Annotated in this window: 12 protein-coding genes and 1 riboswitch; of the genes, 2 read left to right on the forward strand and 10 right to left on the reverse strand. The window is 73.9% G+C overall.

What is annotated here, in order from left to right:
• Nucleotides 1-6 precede the first annotated feature (6 nt).
• The 7 genes from ACFVN3_RS04700 to ACFVN3_RS04730 form a co-directional block, all read right to left on the reverse strand.
• Nucleotides 7-1,041: an ABC transporter substrate-binding protein gene (locus ACFVN3_RS04700; protein ID WP_378231052.1), complete on the reverse strand. Its 1,035-nt coding sequence runs from the start codon at nt 1,039-1,041 to the stop codon at nt 7-9.
• A gap of 142 nt (nt 1,042-1,183) precedes the next feature.
• Complete coding sequence (locus ACFVN3_RS04705) at nt 1,184-1,993, reverse strand: amino acid ABC transporter ATP-binding protein (RefSeq protein WP_378231054.1); 810 nt, start codon at nt 1,991-1,993, stop codon at nt 1,184-1,186.
• Complete coding sequence (locus tag ACFVN3_RS04710; RefSeq protein WP_047231339.1) at nt 1,990-3,081, reverse strand: amino acid ABC transporter permease; 1,092 nt, start codon at nt 3,079-3,081, stop codon at nt 1,990-1,992. The genes ACFVN3_RS04705 and ACFVN3_RS04710 overlap by 4 nt, the downstream gene beginning before the upstream one ends.
• The gene (locus ACFVN3_RS04715) at nt 3,078-3,671 is read right to left on the reverse strand and encodes a GNAT family N-acetyltransferase (RefSeq protein WP_378231058.1); all 594 of its coding nucleotides are present in this window, start codon (nt 3,669-3,671) and stop codon (nt 3,078-3,080) included. Before ACFVN3_RS04715 ends, ACFVN3_RS04710 begins: the two co-directional genes overlap by 4 nt.
• Nucleotides 3,668-4,609: a DUF1684 domain-containing protein gene (locus ACFVN3_RS04720; RefSeq protein ID WP_378231060.1), complete on the reverse strand. Its 942-nt coding sequence runs from the start codon at nt 4,607-4,609 to the stop codon at nt 3,668-3,670. The genes ACFVN3_RS04715 and ACFVN3_RS04720 overlap by 4 nt, the downstream gene beginning before the upstream one ends.
• A gap of 60 nt (nt 4,610-4,669) precedes the next feature.
• The gene (locus tag ACFVN3_RS04725) at nt 4,670-6,064 is read right to left on the reverse strand and encodes an NtaA/DmoA family FMN-dependent monooxygenase (protein WP_378231063.1); all 1,395 of its coding nucleotides are present in this window, start codon (nt 6,062-6,064) and stop codon (nt 4,670-4,672) included.
• Nucleotides 6,065-6,083: 19 nt separating this feature from the next.
• Nucleotides 6,084-7,238, reverse strand: coding sequence for an LLM class flavin-dependent oxidoreductase (locus ACFVN3_RS04730; RefSeq protein WP_378231065.1), 1,155 nt, complete (start codon nt 7,236-7,238; stop codon nt 6,084-6,086).
• Nucleotides 7,239-7,582: 344 nt separating this feature from the next.
• A riboswitch (SAM riboswitch) is annotated at nt 7,583-7,690 on the reverse strand.
• A gap of 172 nt (nt 7,691-7,862) precedes the next feature.
• Between ACFVN3_RS04730 and ACFVN3_RS04735 the strand changes: the two genes are divergently transcribed.
• Both ACFVN3_RS04735 and ACFVN3_RS04740 read left to right on the forward strand, forming a co-directional pair.
• Entirely contained in the window at nt 7,863-8,573 is a 711-nt protein-coding gene (locus tag ACFVN3_RS04735) for a TetR/AcrR family transcriptional regulator (RefSeq protein ID WP_378231067.1), read from the forward strand.
• Between the two features lie 86 nt (nt 8,574-8,659).
• Nucleotides 8,660-11,311 carry an MMPL family transporter gene (locus ACFVN3_RS04740; RefSeq protein WP_378231069.1) on the forward strand — a complete coding sequence of 884 codons (2,652 nt, stop codon included), beginning with the start codon at nt 8,660-8,662 and terminating at the stop codon, nt 11,309-11,311.
• 79 nt (nt 11,312-11,390) lie between these two features.
• Here ACFVN3_RS04740 and ACFVN3_RS04745 read toward each other — a convergent pair whose 3' ends face one another.
• From ACFVN3_RS04745 to ACFVN3_RS04755, 3 genes are all read right to left on the reverse strand, one after another.
• Complete coding sequence (locus ACFVN3_RS04745) at nt 11,391-12,398, reverse strand: endonuclease/exonuclease/phosphatase family protein (protein WP_378231071.1); 1,008 nt, start codon at nt 12,396-12,398, stop codon at nt 11,391-11,393.
• Nucleotides 12,399-12,641: 243 nt separating this feature from the next.
• Complete coding sequence (gene purL / locus ACFVN3_RS04750) at nt 12,642-15,017, reverse strand: phosphoribosylformylglycinamidine synthase subunit PurL (protein WP_378231074.1); 2,376 nt, start codon at nt 15,015-15,017, stop codon at nt 12,642-12,644.
• A 139-nt stretch (nt 15,018-15,156) separates the two neighbouring features.
• Nucleotides 15,157-15,543, reverse strand: coding sequence for a DUF1304 domain-containing protein (locus tag ACFVN3_RS04755; protein WP_378231076.1), 387 nt, complete (start codon nt 15,541-15,543; stop codon nt 15,157-15,159).
• Between the last annotated feature and the right edge of the window lie 9 nt (nt 15,544-15,552).

Raw genomic sequence — 15,552 nt, forward strand, 5'->3', positions numbered from 1 at the left:
CGCGGGTCACTCCGTCTTCGGCAGGCCGGGCGGGTTGGTCTGCGACTCCTCGACGGCCTCGGACTCCAGGCCCCACCGCTGGAGCACCTCGAGGTACGTGCCGTCCTCGATGGCGTGGTTGATCGCGGCGGTGATGGCCGGGGCGGCCTCGTTGCCCTTCTTGGTCGCGACGGCGATCTGCGCGGTGTCGGGCCAGCCGCCGTTGAGCGTGCCGACGACCGAGAAGTCCTGCGGGGAGATCGCCGCCTGGTACGCGAGGGAGGCGTTGGGGCCGACGTACGTCTCGATGCGCCCGGACTGGAGCGCGAGCAGGACGTCGGAGAACTGCTCGTAGTACTCGGGGCCCTGGATCGGATCGAGGCCGTCCTCCTGGTTGAGGCGGTCCCACTCGAGCACGATCTTCTCCTGGTTGGTCCCAGAGCCGACGGCGACGACCTTGCCCGCGATGTCCTCGCGCTTCGTGATCGACGTGATGTCGGAGTCGGCGCCCACGAGCCAGCCGAGCTCGTCGTTGCGGTACGTGGAGAAGTCGATGGTCTCCTTGCGCTCCTCGGTCACGGTGACGTTGGAGATCACGGCATCGACGTCGCCCGAGCCGAGAGCCAGCGGCCAGTCGGCCCAGGCCTTGACCTCGAGGCGCAGGTCCTTGCCGAGCGCGTCGGCGACGAGCTGGGCGATGTCCGTCTCGTTGCCGATGGGCGTCTCGTCGTCGTCGGCGAGGAAGCCGAGCGGCGGCGCGGAGCCGGCGGAGATCGCGACGACGAGCTCGTCCTTGTCCTTCCAGGCGTCCGGCAGGAGGGCGATCGCCTCGGCCGACTCGGTGGTGCGGATGCGGTCCTGGTCCGGGCTCGTGCTCACGTCGAGGGCGTCCGAGACGGACGTCGTGCCCTCCTTCGTGCCGTCCGAGGAGGCCGCGCCCTCCTCCGCGGCGGCCGGGGCCTCGGTGCTCACCCCGGAGCAGGCCGCGAGCGCCAGCAGGGGCACGACGGCGAGGGCGGCGAGCGCGCGGGGGGCGCGGGCGCGGGTGGTCGTTGCGGTCACGGGAGTCCTACCTCTCGGGTGGTGCGTCGGTCGACGCGGGGAGTGCGGTGCGGGACGGCCGGGCGGCCGGTCGCGGGTGACGACGTCGGGGGTCGAGGGCTGTGCCGGTCGCCGGGTCGTGGACCCGGGCTCGCGCAGCCGGTCAGAGAACCTTCTGGAGGAAGGCGCGGGTGCGGTCGTGGCGCGGGTGGTCGAGCACCTCGGCGGGCGTGCCCTGCTCCACGACGACGCCGTCGTCCATGAACACGACGGTGTCGGCGACCTCGCGGGCGAAGCCGATCTCGTGCGTGACGACGACGAGCGTCGTGCCGGTGCTCGCGACGTCCTTGATGACCTCGAGCACCTCCCCCACGAGCTCGGGGTCGAGCGCCGAGGTCGGCTCGTCGAACAGCAGCACCTTGGGCCGCAGCGCGAGCGCGCGGGCGATGGCGACGCGCTGCTGCTGGCCGCCGGAGAGCTGGCGCGGCCGCGCGTCGGCCTTGTCCGCGAGCCCGACGCGCTCGAGCAGCGCCCGGGCCTCGGGCTCGACGTCCTCGCGGCGGCGGCGCTGCGCCGAGACCGGGGCCTCGACGACGTTCTCGAGCGCGGTGAGGTGCGGGAAGAGGTTGAAGCTCTGGAAGACGAACCCGATCTGGGTGCGCTGGCCGAGGATCTCGCGCTCCTTGAGCTCGCGCAGGGTGTTGCCCTTGCGGCGGTACCCGATGAGCTCGCCGTCGAGCGAGATGAACCCCTTGTCGACCTTCTCCAGGTGGTTGATCGCCCGCAGCAGCGTCGACTTCCCGGAGCCCGACGGGCCGAGCACGACCGTCACGGACCCGGGCGGCACGGTGAGCGACACGTCACGCAGCACCTCCAGCGTGCCGAAGCTCTTGTGGACGCCGTGGATCTCGACGAGCCCGGCGGTCGCGACGCCTGCGGTCGCGGTGGCGCCGGTCGCGGTGGCGGCGCTCATGCCGCACCTCCCGACGTGCGCGCGGTTCGGGTCAGCACGCCCACCCGGGCACGGGCCGCGTACGCGGGCGGGACGGAGTCGGGTACCGGCCGGCCGGAGAGCCGCGACGCCCAGACCAGGACGGTCCAGCGTGCCTTCTGCAACGGCGTCGGGGGCAGCGTGCGCACGGCGCCCTTCGCGTAGTGCCGCTCGACGTAGTACTGGACGACCGTGATGAGCGTGGTCAGCACGAGGTACCAGATCGACGCGACGATGAGCAGCGGCACGACGCGGCCGTTGCGGCCGTAGATGACGCTGACGATGTAGAACAGCTCGCCGTACGCGAGGACGTAGACGATCGACGTGCCCTTGAGGAGCCCGATCACCTCGTTGACGGCCGTCGGGATGATGGAGCGCATCGCCTGCGGCAGGATGATGCGGCTCACCTGGCGCCGCTTGGGGATGCCGAGCGACGCGGCCGCCTCCTGCTGCCCCTGGTCGACCGAGAGGATCCCGGCGCGCACGATCTCCGCCGAGTACGCGGCCTGCGAGAGCCCGAGGCCGAGGATCGCGGCCCAGAACTTGTCGATCACGGACAGCGTGTCGAAGTACAGGAACTCGGGCCCGAACGGGATGCCGACGCTGAGGTACGGGTAGAGGTACGCGAGGTTGTACCAGAGCAGGAGCTGCAGCAGCAGCGGCACGGAGCGGAACACCCACGTGTACGTCCACGACACCGACTGCAGGAGCGGCGAGCGCGAGAGACGCATGAGCGCGAGGACCGTGCCGAGCGCGAACCCGACGACCGACGCGACGAGCGTGAGCCGGATGGTCGCCCACGCGCCCTCGAGGATCGAGGGCCACGTGAGGTACTGCGCGACGACGTCCCACTCCCAGCGGTCGTTCGTCACGAGCGAGCTGACGACCATCGCGAGCAGCACGGCTACGCCGGCCGTCGCAGCCCACCGGCCGGGGTGGCGCGCGGGGACGATGCGCAGGCTCTCGAGCGGTAGCGCGTCCTCGACACCGCCGCGCCGGTCGGCGGGGTGCCGGCCCGACGGCGGCGCGAGCTGCCGGGACTCGTCCTGCGGGAGCGACACGGTGCTCATGGCGCGACCTCCAACCACTTCTCGAAGGCGAGCGGGCCGATCTCCTCGGGATCGGTCCCGGTGTCGAACAGGGGCGTGTAGCCCGTCGCGAGGTACAGGCCGGCGGCCTCGGGCTGGCGCGGGCCCGTCGTGAGGTACACGCGCCGGTAACCGCGCTCGACCGCGCGGTGCTCCAGCTCGGCGAGCACGACACGGGCGAGCCCGCGACGCCGGTGCGCGGAGTGCGTCCAGATGCGCTTGAGCTCCGCGGTCCGCACGGCGGGCGACCCGTCGGAGCGCCGCGCCGAAGGCCGGGCGAGGCGTGCCGGGTCGCCGAGCTCCGGCTCGGTCCGACGGCGGAACGCGCCGCCCGCGACCGGGTCGCCGTCCTCCAGCACGAGCACGAGCTCGCCGTGCGGCGCCGCGAAGTCCTGCGCCGGGTAGTGCTCCATCTCGGCGCGGAGCTCCTCCGCGGTGAGCACCCGCTGGTACCGCGTCCAGTACTCGTGGGACAGCTCGTCGAGGAGCGGCCGCACGAGCGGGTCGTGCATCGCGACGGAACGGACCTCGCGCGTTCCCCGCCCGGCGGGGCGCGCGGCGAGCGCGGTCACCGTGGTGCCCTCTCGCCCGCGGTGACGGCGAACGGCACGTGGTTGCCCTCGACCGGTGCCGGGCACGTCCCGAAGTCGCTGAACGCGTACGGCAGGTTGATCGTGCGGTTGAGGTCGAGCCGCACGCGCCCCTCGGTGCCGGGCGCCACGTCGGCGTCCACCCCCAGCACGCGCCAGGGCGCGACGTCATCCGCCTCGTCGCTGAACAGCAGCGTCACCGCGCCGCCGGCCTTTCCCGTGAGGACGAGCGTCGCGCGGCGGGAGACCCCGTCGCGCTCGACCACGAGGTCGACCTCGCCGACCGTGCTCACGTGGTGCACCAGGCCGGGGCGCGCGGCGCCCACCACGACGGACCGCGGCGCGTCGTACCAGCACACCGCCGCGTCCACGACCCAGGCGGGGTCGTGCGTGAAGGTCGGGACGCCGTCGAACGCGAGCCGGGCGGGGGCGAGCGGGTCGCGCAGGCGGACCGCGTACCGGCCCGTGCGGCGCACGACCTCGACCGCGACCTCGCGCGTCTCGTCCCGCTCGTCGTGCCCACCGCTCCGCCCGGTCGCCGGGAAGGGCCCGGGCTCCCGGCCTTCCGGCAGGTACGTCCCCGCGACCGCCGACCCGCCCTCCGGGACGACGACCGTCGTGACGGCCGCGCCCGCCGTCGTACGCACGGCACCGTCCGCGCCGGCGCGATGGTGCGCGCCGTCGGCGTCGGCCCACCAGAGTCCGGGCACGCCCGGCAGCGCGGCGGGCTCGGTCGGCAGCCAGTGATAGGCGACGAGGCTCAGCCAGCCGTGCGGCGGGCGCAGCGCCTCCTCCCGCTCGGCGTGCCACTCGGCCCACGCCGTGGCGTCGGGCGACGGGGGCGACGCGGCGTCGTCGGGCGTGCCGGCGGTGGGCGCGGTGGCCACGGCGCCCGTGGCGGTCGGCGTGCTCGTGCTCATGGGTCCTCCGAGGTCGGTGCGGTACAGGTCTGCGGGACGGACGCGCGGGTCGGGCTGCGGTCAGCCGACGAGCTCGGCGGGGGCCGGCTCCGGGTCGGCGGCCCGCGGTGCGGCTCCGGGCCGGGCGAGGCCGAGGTGCTCGCGCAGGGTCGTGCCCTCGTACTCGGTGCGGAACGAGCCGCGCTCCTGGAGCAGCGGGACGACCTGGTCGAAGACGTCGTCGAGGCCGCCCGGCGTGAGGTGCGGGACGAGGATGAAGCCGTCCGACGCGTCCTCCTGGACGTGCCGGTCGATGTCGTCCGCGACCTGCTGCGGCGTGCCGACGAACCCGCCGCGCGACGTCACCTGGAGGACGAGCTCGCGGATCGACCAGCCGTTCGCCTCGGCCTGCTCGCGCCACGCCGCGGCGACCGCCGCCGGGTCCTTCGCGTGCCGCACGCGTCCCCGCGTGATCGACAGGTTCTCCGTGTCGGGGTCGACGTCGGGCAGCGGTCCCTCGGGGTCGTACGCCTCGAGGTCGCGGCCCCAGACCTGCTCGAGGAACGCGATCGCCGTCGGGCCCGAGACCTGCTGGAGCCGGATCTCCCGCGCGCGCTCCTCCGCCTCGGCGGGCGTGTCGCCCAGCACGACGACGGTCGCGGGCAGGATCTTCAGGGAGTCCCGGTCCCGCCCGTGGGCAGCGAGGCGTCCCTTGACGTCCTCGTAGAACGCGCGCCCGGCGTCGAACGTCGAGTGCGCGGAGAACACGACGTCGGCGGTCCGGGCGGCGAAGTCGCGGCCGTCGGCGGAGTCGCCCGCCTGGAACAGGACCGGGTGGCCCTGCGGCCCGCGCGGCGTCTCGAACAGCCCGACGACGTCCGCGTACGTCCCGTGGTGCGCGACCGGCCGCACCGCGCCTGGCCGCAGGAACTCGCCCGCGATCCGGTCGGACAGCACCGCGTCGTCGTCCCACGAGTCCCACAGGGCGCGCGCGACCTCGACGACCTCGGCCGCCCGGGCGTAGCGCTCCGGGTACGGGAGGTAGCCGCCGCGGCGGAAGTTGGCGCCGGTGAAGGCGTCGGGGCTCGTCACGAGGTTCCAGGCCGCACGGCCCTCGGACAGCAGGTCGAGCGTCGCGAACTGCTTCGCGAGCTCCCACGGCTCGTTGAACGTCGTGTTGATCGTGCCCGCGAGGCCGAGGCGGTCCGTGACGGCGGCCAGCGCCGCGAGCACGGGCAGGGTGTCCGGCCGCCCCACGACGTCGAGGTCGTGGATGCGGCCCTTGTGCTCGCGCAGGCGCAGGCCCTCGGCGAGGAAGAAGAAGTCGAGCTTCGCGTCCTCGGCGCGGCGCGCGAGGTGCTCGAACGAGGCGAAGTCGATCTGGCTGCGCGAGCGGGGGTCGCTCCAGACAGTGGTGTTGTTGACGCCCGGGAAGTGGGCGCCGAGGTGGATCTGCTTGCGGGGGCGCGTGCTCATGTCGTCGGTCCGTCCGGGTTCAGGCGATCGCCGCGTAGCGGTTGGCGGGAAGGGGGAGGCCGAGCGTGTCGCGCAGCGTCGCCCCGGGGTAGGCCGTGCGGAACAGGCCGGCCCCCTGCAGGAGCGGCACGACGCCGTCGACGATCGCGTCGAGGTCGGTGCTCAGGGACGACGGGCGCAGGAGGAACCCGTCGGCCGCGCCGGCGTGCCCCCACTCCTCGACCGTGACGGCGAGGTCGCGCGCCGTGCCGACGTGAGTGAGCGAGTCGGTGTCCCACGAGACGCCCTCGAGGTCCTCGAGCAGGTCGAGGCGGGCCTGGGCGCTCGCGCGCGTGTCGCCGATGACGACGTACGCGTCCACGAGGACCCGGAGCGCGTCGGGGTCGCGGCCCGCGTCGGCGGCGGCGTCGCGCACCTGCGTCCGCAGGGCGACGGCCTCGTCGCGGGTCGCGGCGCGGACCCGCACGACGTCGGCCCGGCGGGCCGCGAGGTCGAGCGACGCCGGCGTGTCCGCCCGGACGACGACGGGCGGCTGGCCCTGCGGCGGGCGCGGCGTGATCGACGGCCCCTTGACGGCGAAGCGGATGCCCTCATGGTCGACGTAGTGGAGCTTCTCGCGGTCCACGAACCGGCCCGTCGCGACGTCGCGGATCTCCGCGTCGTCCTCCCACGAGTCCCACAGCCGTGTGACGACATCGACGGCCTCGTCGGCCTCGGCGACCGCGTCGGGCTCGTCCTGGGCGCCCTTGCGACCGAAGGCCGCGGCCTCCGCCGGGGTCGTGGACCACCCGACCTGCCACCCGGCGCGACCCGCGCTCACGTGGTCGATCGTCGCGATCGCCTTGGACACGTGGAACGGCTCGGTGTGCGTGGTCGTCACGGTCGGGACGAGGCCGATGCCCGCGCTGCGGGGCGCGAGGCGGGACGCGACGAGCGCCGCGTCGAGCCGGCCCCGCACGGACCCGTTGCGGCCCGGCTGGAGCGTGAACGCGTCGTCGAGCGTGACGAGGTCGAGCAGTCCGCGCTGGGCGGTGGCGACGAGCTCGACGAGGCGCTTGGCGTCGAAGAGCCGCTGGGCCTGGGAGCCCACGGTCCGCCAGGCGGCGGGGTGCGCGCCGGCGTCGGTGAGGTCGACGCCGAGATGGAGGGTGCGGGCGGGGCGGGGGTCGGACATCGCGAGGATCCGTTCTCAGTTGAGCCGACGGCGCGCTCAGGGCGCGGCGGGGTGCCGGAGGGTGGGCAGGGCGGTCCGGCCGCGCGGCGGCAGGACGGGGCTGGGAAGCCGGGAGGGACCCGGACCGCGCGCTGTTCGCGCGCGGTGTCAGGGACGGGTCGTCGTCAGCGACAACAGGCGACGCGCGCGGGACCCGTGGTCCCGAGGGCGCGGGCGCCAGGGCCGCCCGCGAACGGACAGGGGCACGTCGACGCGTGCGCGGCGCTCACCGCGGTGCTCGACATTCGCCGGTCCATCGTCCGTCTCCTTCGTGCCCGTCGCCGGGCTCCGCGTCGTTGCCCCGTGCCACGCGCTGACCGCGCGACGCGGGGCCTGGTCCTCACCCGGGGCACCCCGCCGCGCGGGAGGGTTGCCGTCCGACGAGCCGGGGCTTGATGTCGGAGCTCATGACCATGTCCTGTGACCGGGGTACGTCGACCTCGGTTGCGCGGGAACTTACGAGCGGCCACCGCGGGGTGTCAACGCACCGAGGAGACCTTCCCACATACTGGACTTGATCGGTCAACTTTGAGTCGTCCAGGGCGCTATTTGCACCGAGTGCATCAATGCACTTAGTGTCAAGAGGTGCCCCTCCCCTCCGTGACCGAGCCGTCGGGTGCGCCCGTGACCGACCCGGCGACGGGCTCTGCGACGAGATCTGCGACCGGCCCCGCGCCCGACCGCCGTACCGCGCTGCGCGCACGGCACCGCCGGGCGATCGTCGGCGCGGCGACGTCGCTCATGGAGGAGAACGGGGGTGCCCGGTTCACGGTCGACGAGCTGGCCGCCCGCGCCGACGTCGCGCGGCGCACGATCTTCAACCACTTCGCGTCGCTCGACGACGTGGTGGTCGAGGTGTGCGAGGACGTGCTGGGCACCGTGGTCGACGCGCTCGGGGCGAGCGCGGCGGAACCGGGCACCGACCGCACGACCCCGCTCGACGACCTCACCGCGGCGCTCCGCAGCACCGACCTCGTCGGCCCCATGGCCTACCTCACGCGCGCCCTCGGCGGGACCGCGACCGAGCCCACCCCGCGGGTCACGACGATGGTCGTGCGCACGTTCACCCACCTCGCCGAGCGCCTCGTCGCCGAGACGACGCGCCGGCACCCCGACGTCGACCCGCTCGAGATCGAGATGCTCGTCGCCGCGCTCATGGCGGGCGTGCTCGTGATCCAGCGACGCTGGTGGGCCGCCACCGGCGCTGCCGACGACGACGCGTCACGCCGCACGTGGGACGACCTGCTGGACCAGCTGGTCACGCGGACGCGCACCGGCCACGCCACCACCGCCTGACGCCCGAGAGCACCGCCGACCGACCCGCACCCGACCCGCTCCACGACGCACCCGGACCTCACCGGACCTCCCACCGAAGGACCCTCATGGCTGAACTCCTGTACCGCCTCGGCCGCGCGTGCGCGCGGCGGGCGAAGACCGTCCTCGCGGCATGGCTCGCGGTCCTCGTCCTCGCCGGCGCGGCGTTCGTCGCGTTCGGCGGCACGCTCGCCACCAGCTTCTCGATCCCGGGGACGCCGACGGCGGAGGTGACCGACCGGCTGCAGACGGCCCTCCCCGAGGCGTCCGGCGGGAGCGGCACGATCGTCTTCACCACCGAGGACGGGTCCGCGTTCACCTCCGAGCAGGAGGCCGCGATCGCCGACCGCATCGCGGACGCCGAGGAGGTCGACGGCGTCGAGACGGTGATCGACCCGTTCGCGACGCAGGCCGAGCTCGCCGACCAGGCCGCTCAGGTCGACGACGGCCGCACGCAGATCGAGGCGGGGCGGACGCAGATCGAGGACGGACGGACCCAGCTCGACGCCGGTCAGGCGCAGATCGACGCCGCCCGCGCCCAGCTCGACGCCGGCCAGGAACAGCTCGACGCGGCCCGCGCTCAGGCGGAGGCCGCCGGTGCGCTCGCGCAGGCCGCACCGCAGCTCGACGCGCAGCAGGCGGAGCTCGACGCCGGCCGGGAGGAGCTCGACACCCAGGCCGCGGCGCTCGCCCAGCAGCGGACCGCGCTCGAGGACCAGAGCGCGACGCTCGAGGAGCAGTCCGCCCAGCTCGAGCTCTCCGCGCCGCTGCTCGAGATGGCGTCCGAGATCCGCATGGTCTCCGAGGACGGGAGCGCCGCGGTCGCGAGCGTCGCGTTCACCGAGCCCAACATGGACATCGAGCAGCAGACCAAGGACGACCTCGTCGCCGTGTTCGCCGACGACCCGGTCGACGGCGTCCAGACCGACTTCTCGGCCGACATCACCCAGGGCGTGCCCCAGGTCTTCGGTGTCGGCGAGGCGGTCGGCCTGGTCGTCGCGGCGATCGTCCTCGTCGTCATGCTCGGCACGCTCGTCGGCGCCGGGCTGCCGATCCTCACGGCCCTCGTCGGGGTCGGGATCGGCGCGCTGACCGCGATGGCGTTCTCCGGCGTCGTCGAGATGTCGTCCGTGACCCCCGTCCTCGGCCTCATGCTCGGGCTCGCGGTCGGGATCGACTACTCGCTGTTCATCGTCAACCGGCACCGCCGCCAGCTCAAGCAGGGCGACGACGTGCACGAGTCCATCGGGCTCGCGAACGGGACCTCGGGCAACGCCGTCGTGTTCGCCGGCGCGACGGTGCTCGTCGCGCTGCTCGCGCTCAACGTGACCGGCATCCCGTTCCTCGGGCTCATGGGCACCGTCGGCGCGCTGTGCGTCGCGATCGCGGTGCTCATCGCCGTGACCCTCACCCCGGCGCTGCTCGGCATGATCGGGCCGCGCATCCTCAGCAAGCGTGAGCGCGCCGCGCTCGCCGGGGCGACCGGCGAGAGCGCGTCGGGCACCGGGGGCCCCGCCGCGCCGTCGGGCCCGGCACCCGCCCGGCCGATGTCGACCCTGCGGGCCGTGGGCACCGCGCTGCTGAGCGTCGCCGCGCTCGCGGTGATCGCGATCCCCGCGCTCGACCTGCGGACCAACCTCCCCGACGGGTCGTCGGAGGCCCACGACTCCACGCAGTACCGCGCCTACTCGACGATCGCCGAGCAGTTCGGCGAGGGCACGAACGGGCCGCTGCTCGTCGTCGCCGACCTCCCGGGCGAGCCCACCGAGGCCGAGGCGCTGGAGTACCAGGTGCGCGTCGCCGAGGAGCTCTACGCCCAGGACGACGTCGTCGCGGTCGCCCCGATCGGCACGTCCGAGGACCGGACCGTCGCCGCCTTCCAGGTGGTCCCCGCCGAGGGCCCGACGAGCGAGTCCACCGAGCAGCTCGTCCACGACCTGCGCGCCCTCGAACCGCTCGACGGCGAGGTGACGCTCGGGGTCGCCGGCTCCGCGAGCGGCAACATCGACATCTCCGACAAGCTCGCGCAGGCGCTGCCGATCTACCTCGCGGTCGTCGTGGGGCTGTCGCTGATCATCCTGGTCCTGGTGTTCCGCTCGATCTTCGTGCCGGTCGTCGCGACGCTCGGGTTCATCCTGTCCTACTTCGCCGCGCTCGGCGGGGTCGTCGCGATCTACCAGTGGGGCTGGCTGTCGGGGGTGTTCGGCGTCGAGACGCCGGGCCCGATCCTCAACTTCCTGCCCACGATCCTCGTCGGCATCCTGTTCGGCCTCGCGATGGACTACCAGCTCTTCCTCGGATCGGGGATGCGCGAGGCGTACGCGCACGGCGCCCCCGCGCGCGTCGCGATCGTGCAGGGCGTGCGCGCGGGCCGGTCCGTCGTGACGGCGGCGGCGATCATCATGATCTCCGTCTTCGGCGGGTTCGTGTTCTCGCACAGCGCGATGATCCGGCCCATCGGGTTCGCGCTCGCGTTCGGCGTGCTGGTCGACGCGTTCGTCGTGCGGATGCTGCTGGTCCCGGCGCTCATGCACCTCGTGGGCGACAAGGCGTGGTGGCTCCCCCGCTGGCTCGACCGCATCCTGCCCGACGTCGACGTCGAGGGCGCCGCCCTGGAGCGCCGCCACCCGCACCACCACGGCGGCGACGCCGGAGCGTACGGTGCGGACGGCGCCACGACCGACCCCGACACGTCCGAGCCGGAGCCCGCCCGCGGCTGATCCCGCCCGCCCCAGGTGCCGAACCCGGGGTTGTCCCCGGTTTCGGCACCCGAACCCGGGGACAACCCCGGGTTCGGCATCAGGGGCGGGGCACGTGGACCGTCGCGACGATCGCGCGGTGGTCGCTGCCGGGCACGGGCAGGGAGTCGACGTCGGTCACGACGTTCTCCCGGTCCGTCACCACGTGGTCGAGGTTCAGGACCGGCGGCACGGTACCCGGCCGCGGCGACCACGACAGGTCGAGACCGTTTCCCGAGGCGCGCGACGCGTCGTGGAACCGGTCGCCCAGCAGCCGCCGGAACGTCGCGTGGTCGTGGGTCGCGTTGAAGTCGCCGACCAGCACCTGCGGGAGGGGGTCCGCCGCCGCCCGGTCGGCGAGGGCGGCCGTCTCCTCGCCCCAGACCCGCACGTACTCCGGGATGGGCGGGATCGGGTGCACGGCGGTGACCCGCACCGGCACGCCGTCGAGCTCGACCGTCGCGGAGGGCATCGCGTCGTTGGAGAACGGCTCGACGTCGACGTCGTCCAGCGGCAGCGCGCTCCACAGCCCGCTGCCGAGCACCCCGGACCCGACCTTCGCGTCGGCGCTGTACGGGAGCATGTCCTCGATGCCCGCCGCGACGAGGCGCTCGCGCAGATCGGTCGTCAGCTCCAGCACCGCGAGCACCTGGACGTCCTGCTCGCGCACGAGGTCGACGAGCGCGTCCGCGTCCGCCGACCCCAGCCACGCGTTCGCACCCATCACGCGCAGCGACGCCGCGTCGTCGGGCGGCGCCGGGCCGGGCACGAACGCGGGTACGAGCCACACCGCCTGCGCGGCGACGCACACCGCGAGCAGCGCCGCGAGGATCCACCGGCGCGCGACGAGCGTGACCACGAGGCCGACGACGGCCGCCGCCGCGACGAACGGCGTGAACCCGACGACCTGCGCGAACGGCGTCACGGCGTCGTACGGGACCGCGCGCACGAGGGTGAGCAGCGCGACCGCCACGGTCCCGAAGGAGAGCAGCACCGTGAGCACCCGACCGCCGCGCCGCCGTCGGGCGGTGACGCGCGCGGGCGGGAGGCTCGTGGTCGCCGAGGTCATGCCCGCACTCTCGCAGCGTCGGGCCCGGCGCCGCGACCCGCCGCACCACCCCGACCGCCGACCTCCACGAAACCCGCGCAGCATGGCACCCCGGTCCGACGAGCACGACATGAGGGTCGCTCTCCGCCCGAGAACGACCGTCATGTCGTGCTCGACAGCGGGCAGGGTCGTGCTCGGCCAGGGTCCAGAGACGACGACGCCCCGGTCACCTGGGCGGTGAGCGGGGCGTCGGTGGTGCGGGTGTCAGCCGAAGATGGCCGGGAGCGTGCCGCGGAAGGCCGCGTCCGCCTCGCTGAGCGGGACGGTGAACAGGCCCGCGACCTCGAGCGCCTCGCCCGACTCGGCGGCGGCGCCGGGCTCGGTGCCCGTCTCGCCGATCTTCAGCACCGGGACGCCGCGTGCGACGCACGCGTCGACGAGCTTGGACTCCTCGCCCCGCGGCACGGCGACGAGCGCGCGCGCCGTGGACTCGGAGAACAGCGCCTCGAACGGCGTGACGCCGTCGCGCTCGGTGAGCGCGTCGAGCGACACCGTGGCGCCGACGCCGAAGCGCAGCGACGCCTCGAGGAGCGCCTGGGCGAGGCCGCCCTCGGAGAGGTCGTGCGCCGCGGACACCAGGTCGTCGCGGCTCGCGTTGACGAGCACGCCCGCGAGCGCCTTCTCGGCCGCGAGGTCGACCTGCGGCGGGAGGCCGCCGAGGTGCCCATGCGCGACCTCGGCCCACGCCGAGCCGTCGAGCTCGGGGCGCGTCGTGCCGAGCAGGTAGATGCTCTCGCCCGTCTCGCGCCAGCCCGACGGCGTCGCGTGCGCGACGTCGTCCAGCACGCCGAGCACGCCCACGACCGGGGTCGGGTGGATGGAGGAGTCGATCTGGCCGGGCTCGCCGGTGCCGTTGTACAGCGAGACGTTGCCGCCCGTGACGGGGACGCCGAGCTCGCGGCACGCGTCCGCGAGGCCCTCGATCGCCTCGACGAGCTGCCACATCGAGTCGGGGTCCTCGGGCGAGCCGAAGTTGAGGCAGTCGGTCACCGCGAGCGGGCGGGCGCCCGTCGTCGCGACGTTGCGGTACGCCTCGGCGAGCGCGAGGCGCGCGCCCGTGCGCGGGTCGAGCTTGCCGTAGCGGCCGTTCGCGTCCGTAGCGAGCGCGACGCCGAGACCGGTGCTCTCGTCGACGCGGATCACACCCGAGTCGTCGGGCTGGGCGAGCGCGGTGTTGCCCTGGACGAACCGGTCGTACTGGTTCGTCACCCACTCCTTCGACGCGAGGTTCGGCGACGCGAGGAGGCGCAGCGCCGTCGCACGCAGGTCGTCGCCGCTCTCGGGACGCGCGAGCGCGTCGGCCTCGACCGTGCGGGCGTTGAGCCCGTCCTGCCACGACGGGCGCGCGTACGGGCGGTGGTAGACCGGGCCCTCGTGCGCGACGGTCCGCGGGTCGACGTCGACGATGCGCTCGCCGTGGTGGTCGATCGTCAGGCGGCCGGAGTCGTTGACCTCGCCGATGACCGCGGTCTCGACGTCCCACTTGCTCGTGATCGCGAGGAACTCGTCGAGCCTGTCGGGCGCGACGACCGCCATCATGCGCTCCTGCGACTCCGACATGAGGATCTCGCCGGCGTTGAGCGTGGGGTCGCGCAGCAGGACGTCGTCGAGCCACACGTGCATGCCGCCGTCGCCGTTGGAGGCGAGCTCCGACGTCGCGCAGGAGATGCCGGCGGCGCCGAGGTCCTGGATGCCCTCGACGACCTTCGCCGCGTAGAGCTCGAGGCAGCACTCGATGAGGACCTTCTCCATGAACGGGTCGCCCACCTGGACGCTCGGGCGCTTGGCGGGCACGCCGTCCTCGAACGTCTCCGACGCGAGGATCGAGGCGCCGCCGATGCCGTCGCCGCCCGTGCGGGCGCCGAACAGCACGACCTTGTTGCCCACGCCCGACGCGTTGGCGAGGTGGATGTCCTCGTGGCGCAGCACGCCGAGGCACAGCGCGTTGACGAGCGGGTTGCCCTGGTACGAGGCGTCGAACACGAGCTCGCCGCCGATGTTCGGCAGGCCGAGCGAGTTGCCGTACCCGCCGACGCCGGACACCACGCCGTGCACGACGCGCGCCGTGTCCGGGTGGTCGACGGCGCCGAAGCGGAGCTGGTCCATGACGGCGACGGGGCGCGCGCCCATCGAGATGATGTCGCGCACGATGCCGCCGACGCCCGTCGCGGCGCCCTGGTAGGGCTCGACGAACGACGGGTGGTTGTGCGACTCGACCTTGAACGTCACGGCCCAGCCGTCACCGATGTCGACGACGCCCGCGTTCTCGCCGATGCCGACGAGCAGGTGCTTCTTCATCTCGTCCGTGGTGGCGGTGCCGAACTTCGACAGGTGCACCTTGGACGACTTGTACGAGCAGTGCTCGGACCACATGACCGAGTACATCGCGAGCTCCGCGGCCGTGGGGCGGCGCCCCAGGATGTCGCGGATGCGCTGGTACTCGTCGGGCTTGAGGCCGAGCTCGGCGTACGGCTGGACCTCGTCGGGGGTGGCGGCGGCGTGCTCGACGGTGTCCAGCGTCGGTCCAGCGGCGGGACGGGCGTCGGAGCGTGCGGAAGCCTGGGGTGCGGGGGCGGTCATCGTTTCCCTCGGGTGGGCGCTGATGCGGGGAGCGCACGACGGCGCGCGGTCCAGTCTACCGGCGGGTCTCGGGACGTCGTGGCCCCGTCCGCCCTCCGGTCCCCGCGCGGTCCGAGCGGCGCCGGTCGCGCCGGTCGCCTCAGGCGACCAGACCCACGACGACGCCGATCACCCCGAGCAGCGGGGGGACGAGCTGCACCAGCGCGGCGCGCGCCTTCGACGGCGACGACAGGATCAGCACGAGCCCGGCCGCGACCATCGACCCCGCCCCGGCGACGACGAGCGTGAGGCCGACGTCCTGCCGGTCCGCCGCGTACAGGAGGATGCCCAGCACGACGAGGACCGCGAGGAACAGGTTGTAGAAGCCCTGGTTGAACGCGAGCTCCTTGGTCGCCTCGGCCTCCTCGCGCGACGTGCCGAACGTCGCTCGCGTCCGCGCGCTCGTCCAGGTGAGCGACTCCATGACGAAGATGTACACGTGGATCGCCGCGGCGACCCCTGCGAGCGCCAGCCCGAACCCGATCACGGTCGGTCC

The sequence above is a fragment of the Cellulosimicrobium sp. NPDC057862 genome, from assembly GCF_042797035.1.
Taxonomy (GTDB): Bacteria; Actinomycetota; Actinomycetes; order Actinomycetales; family Cellulomonadaceae; genus Cellulosimicrobium.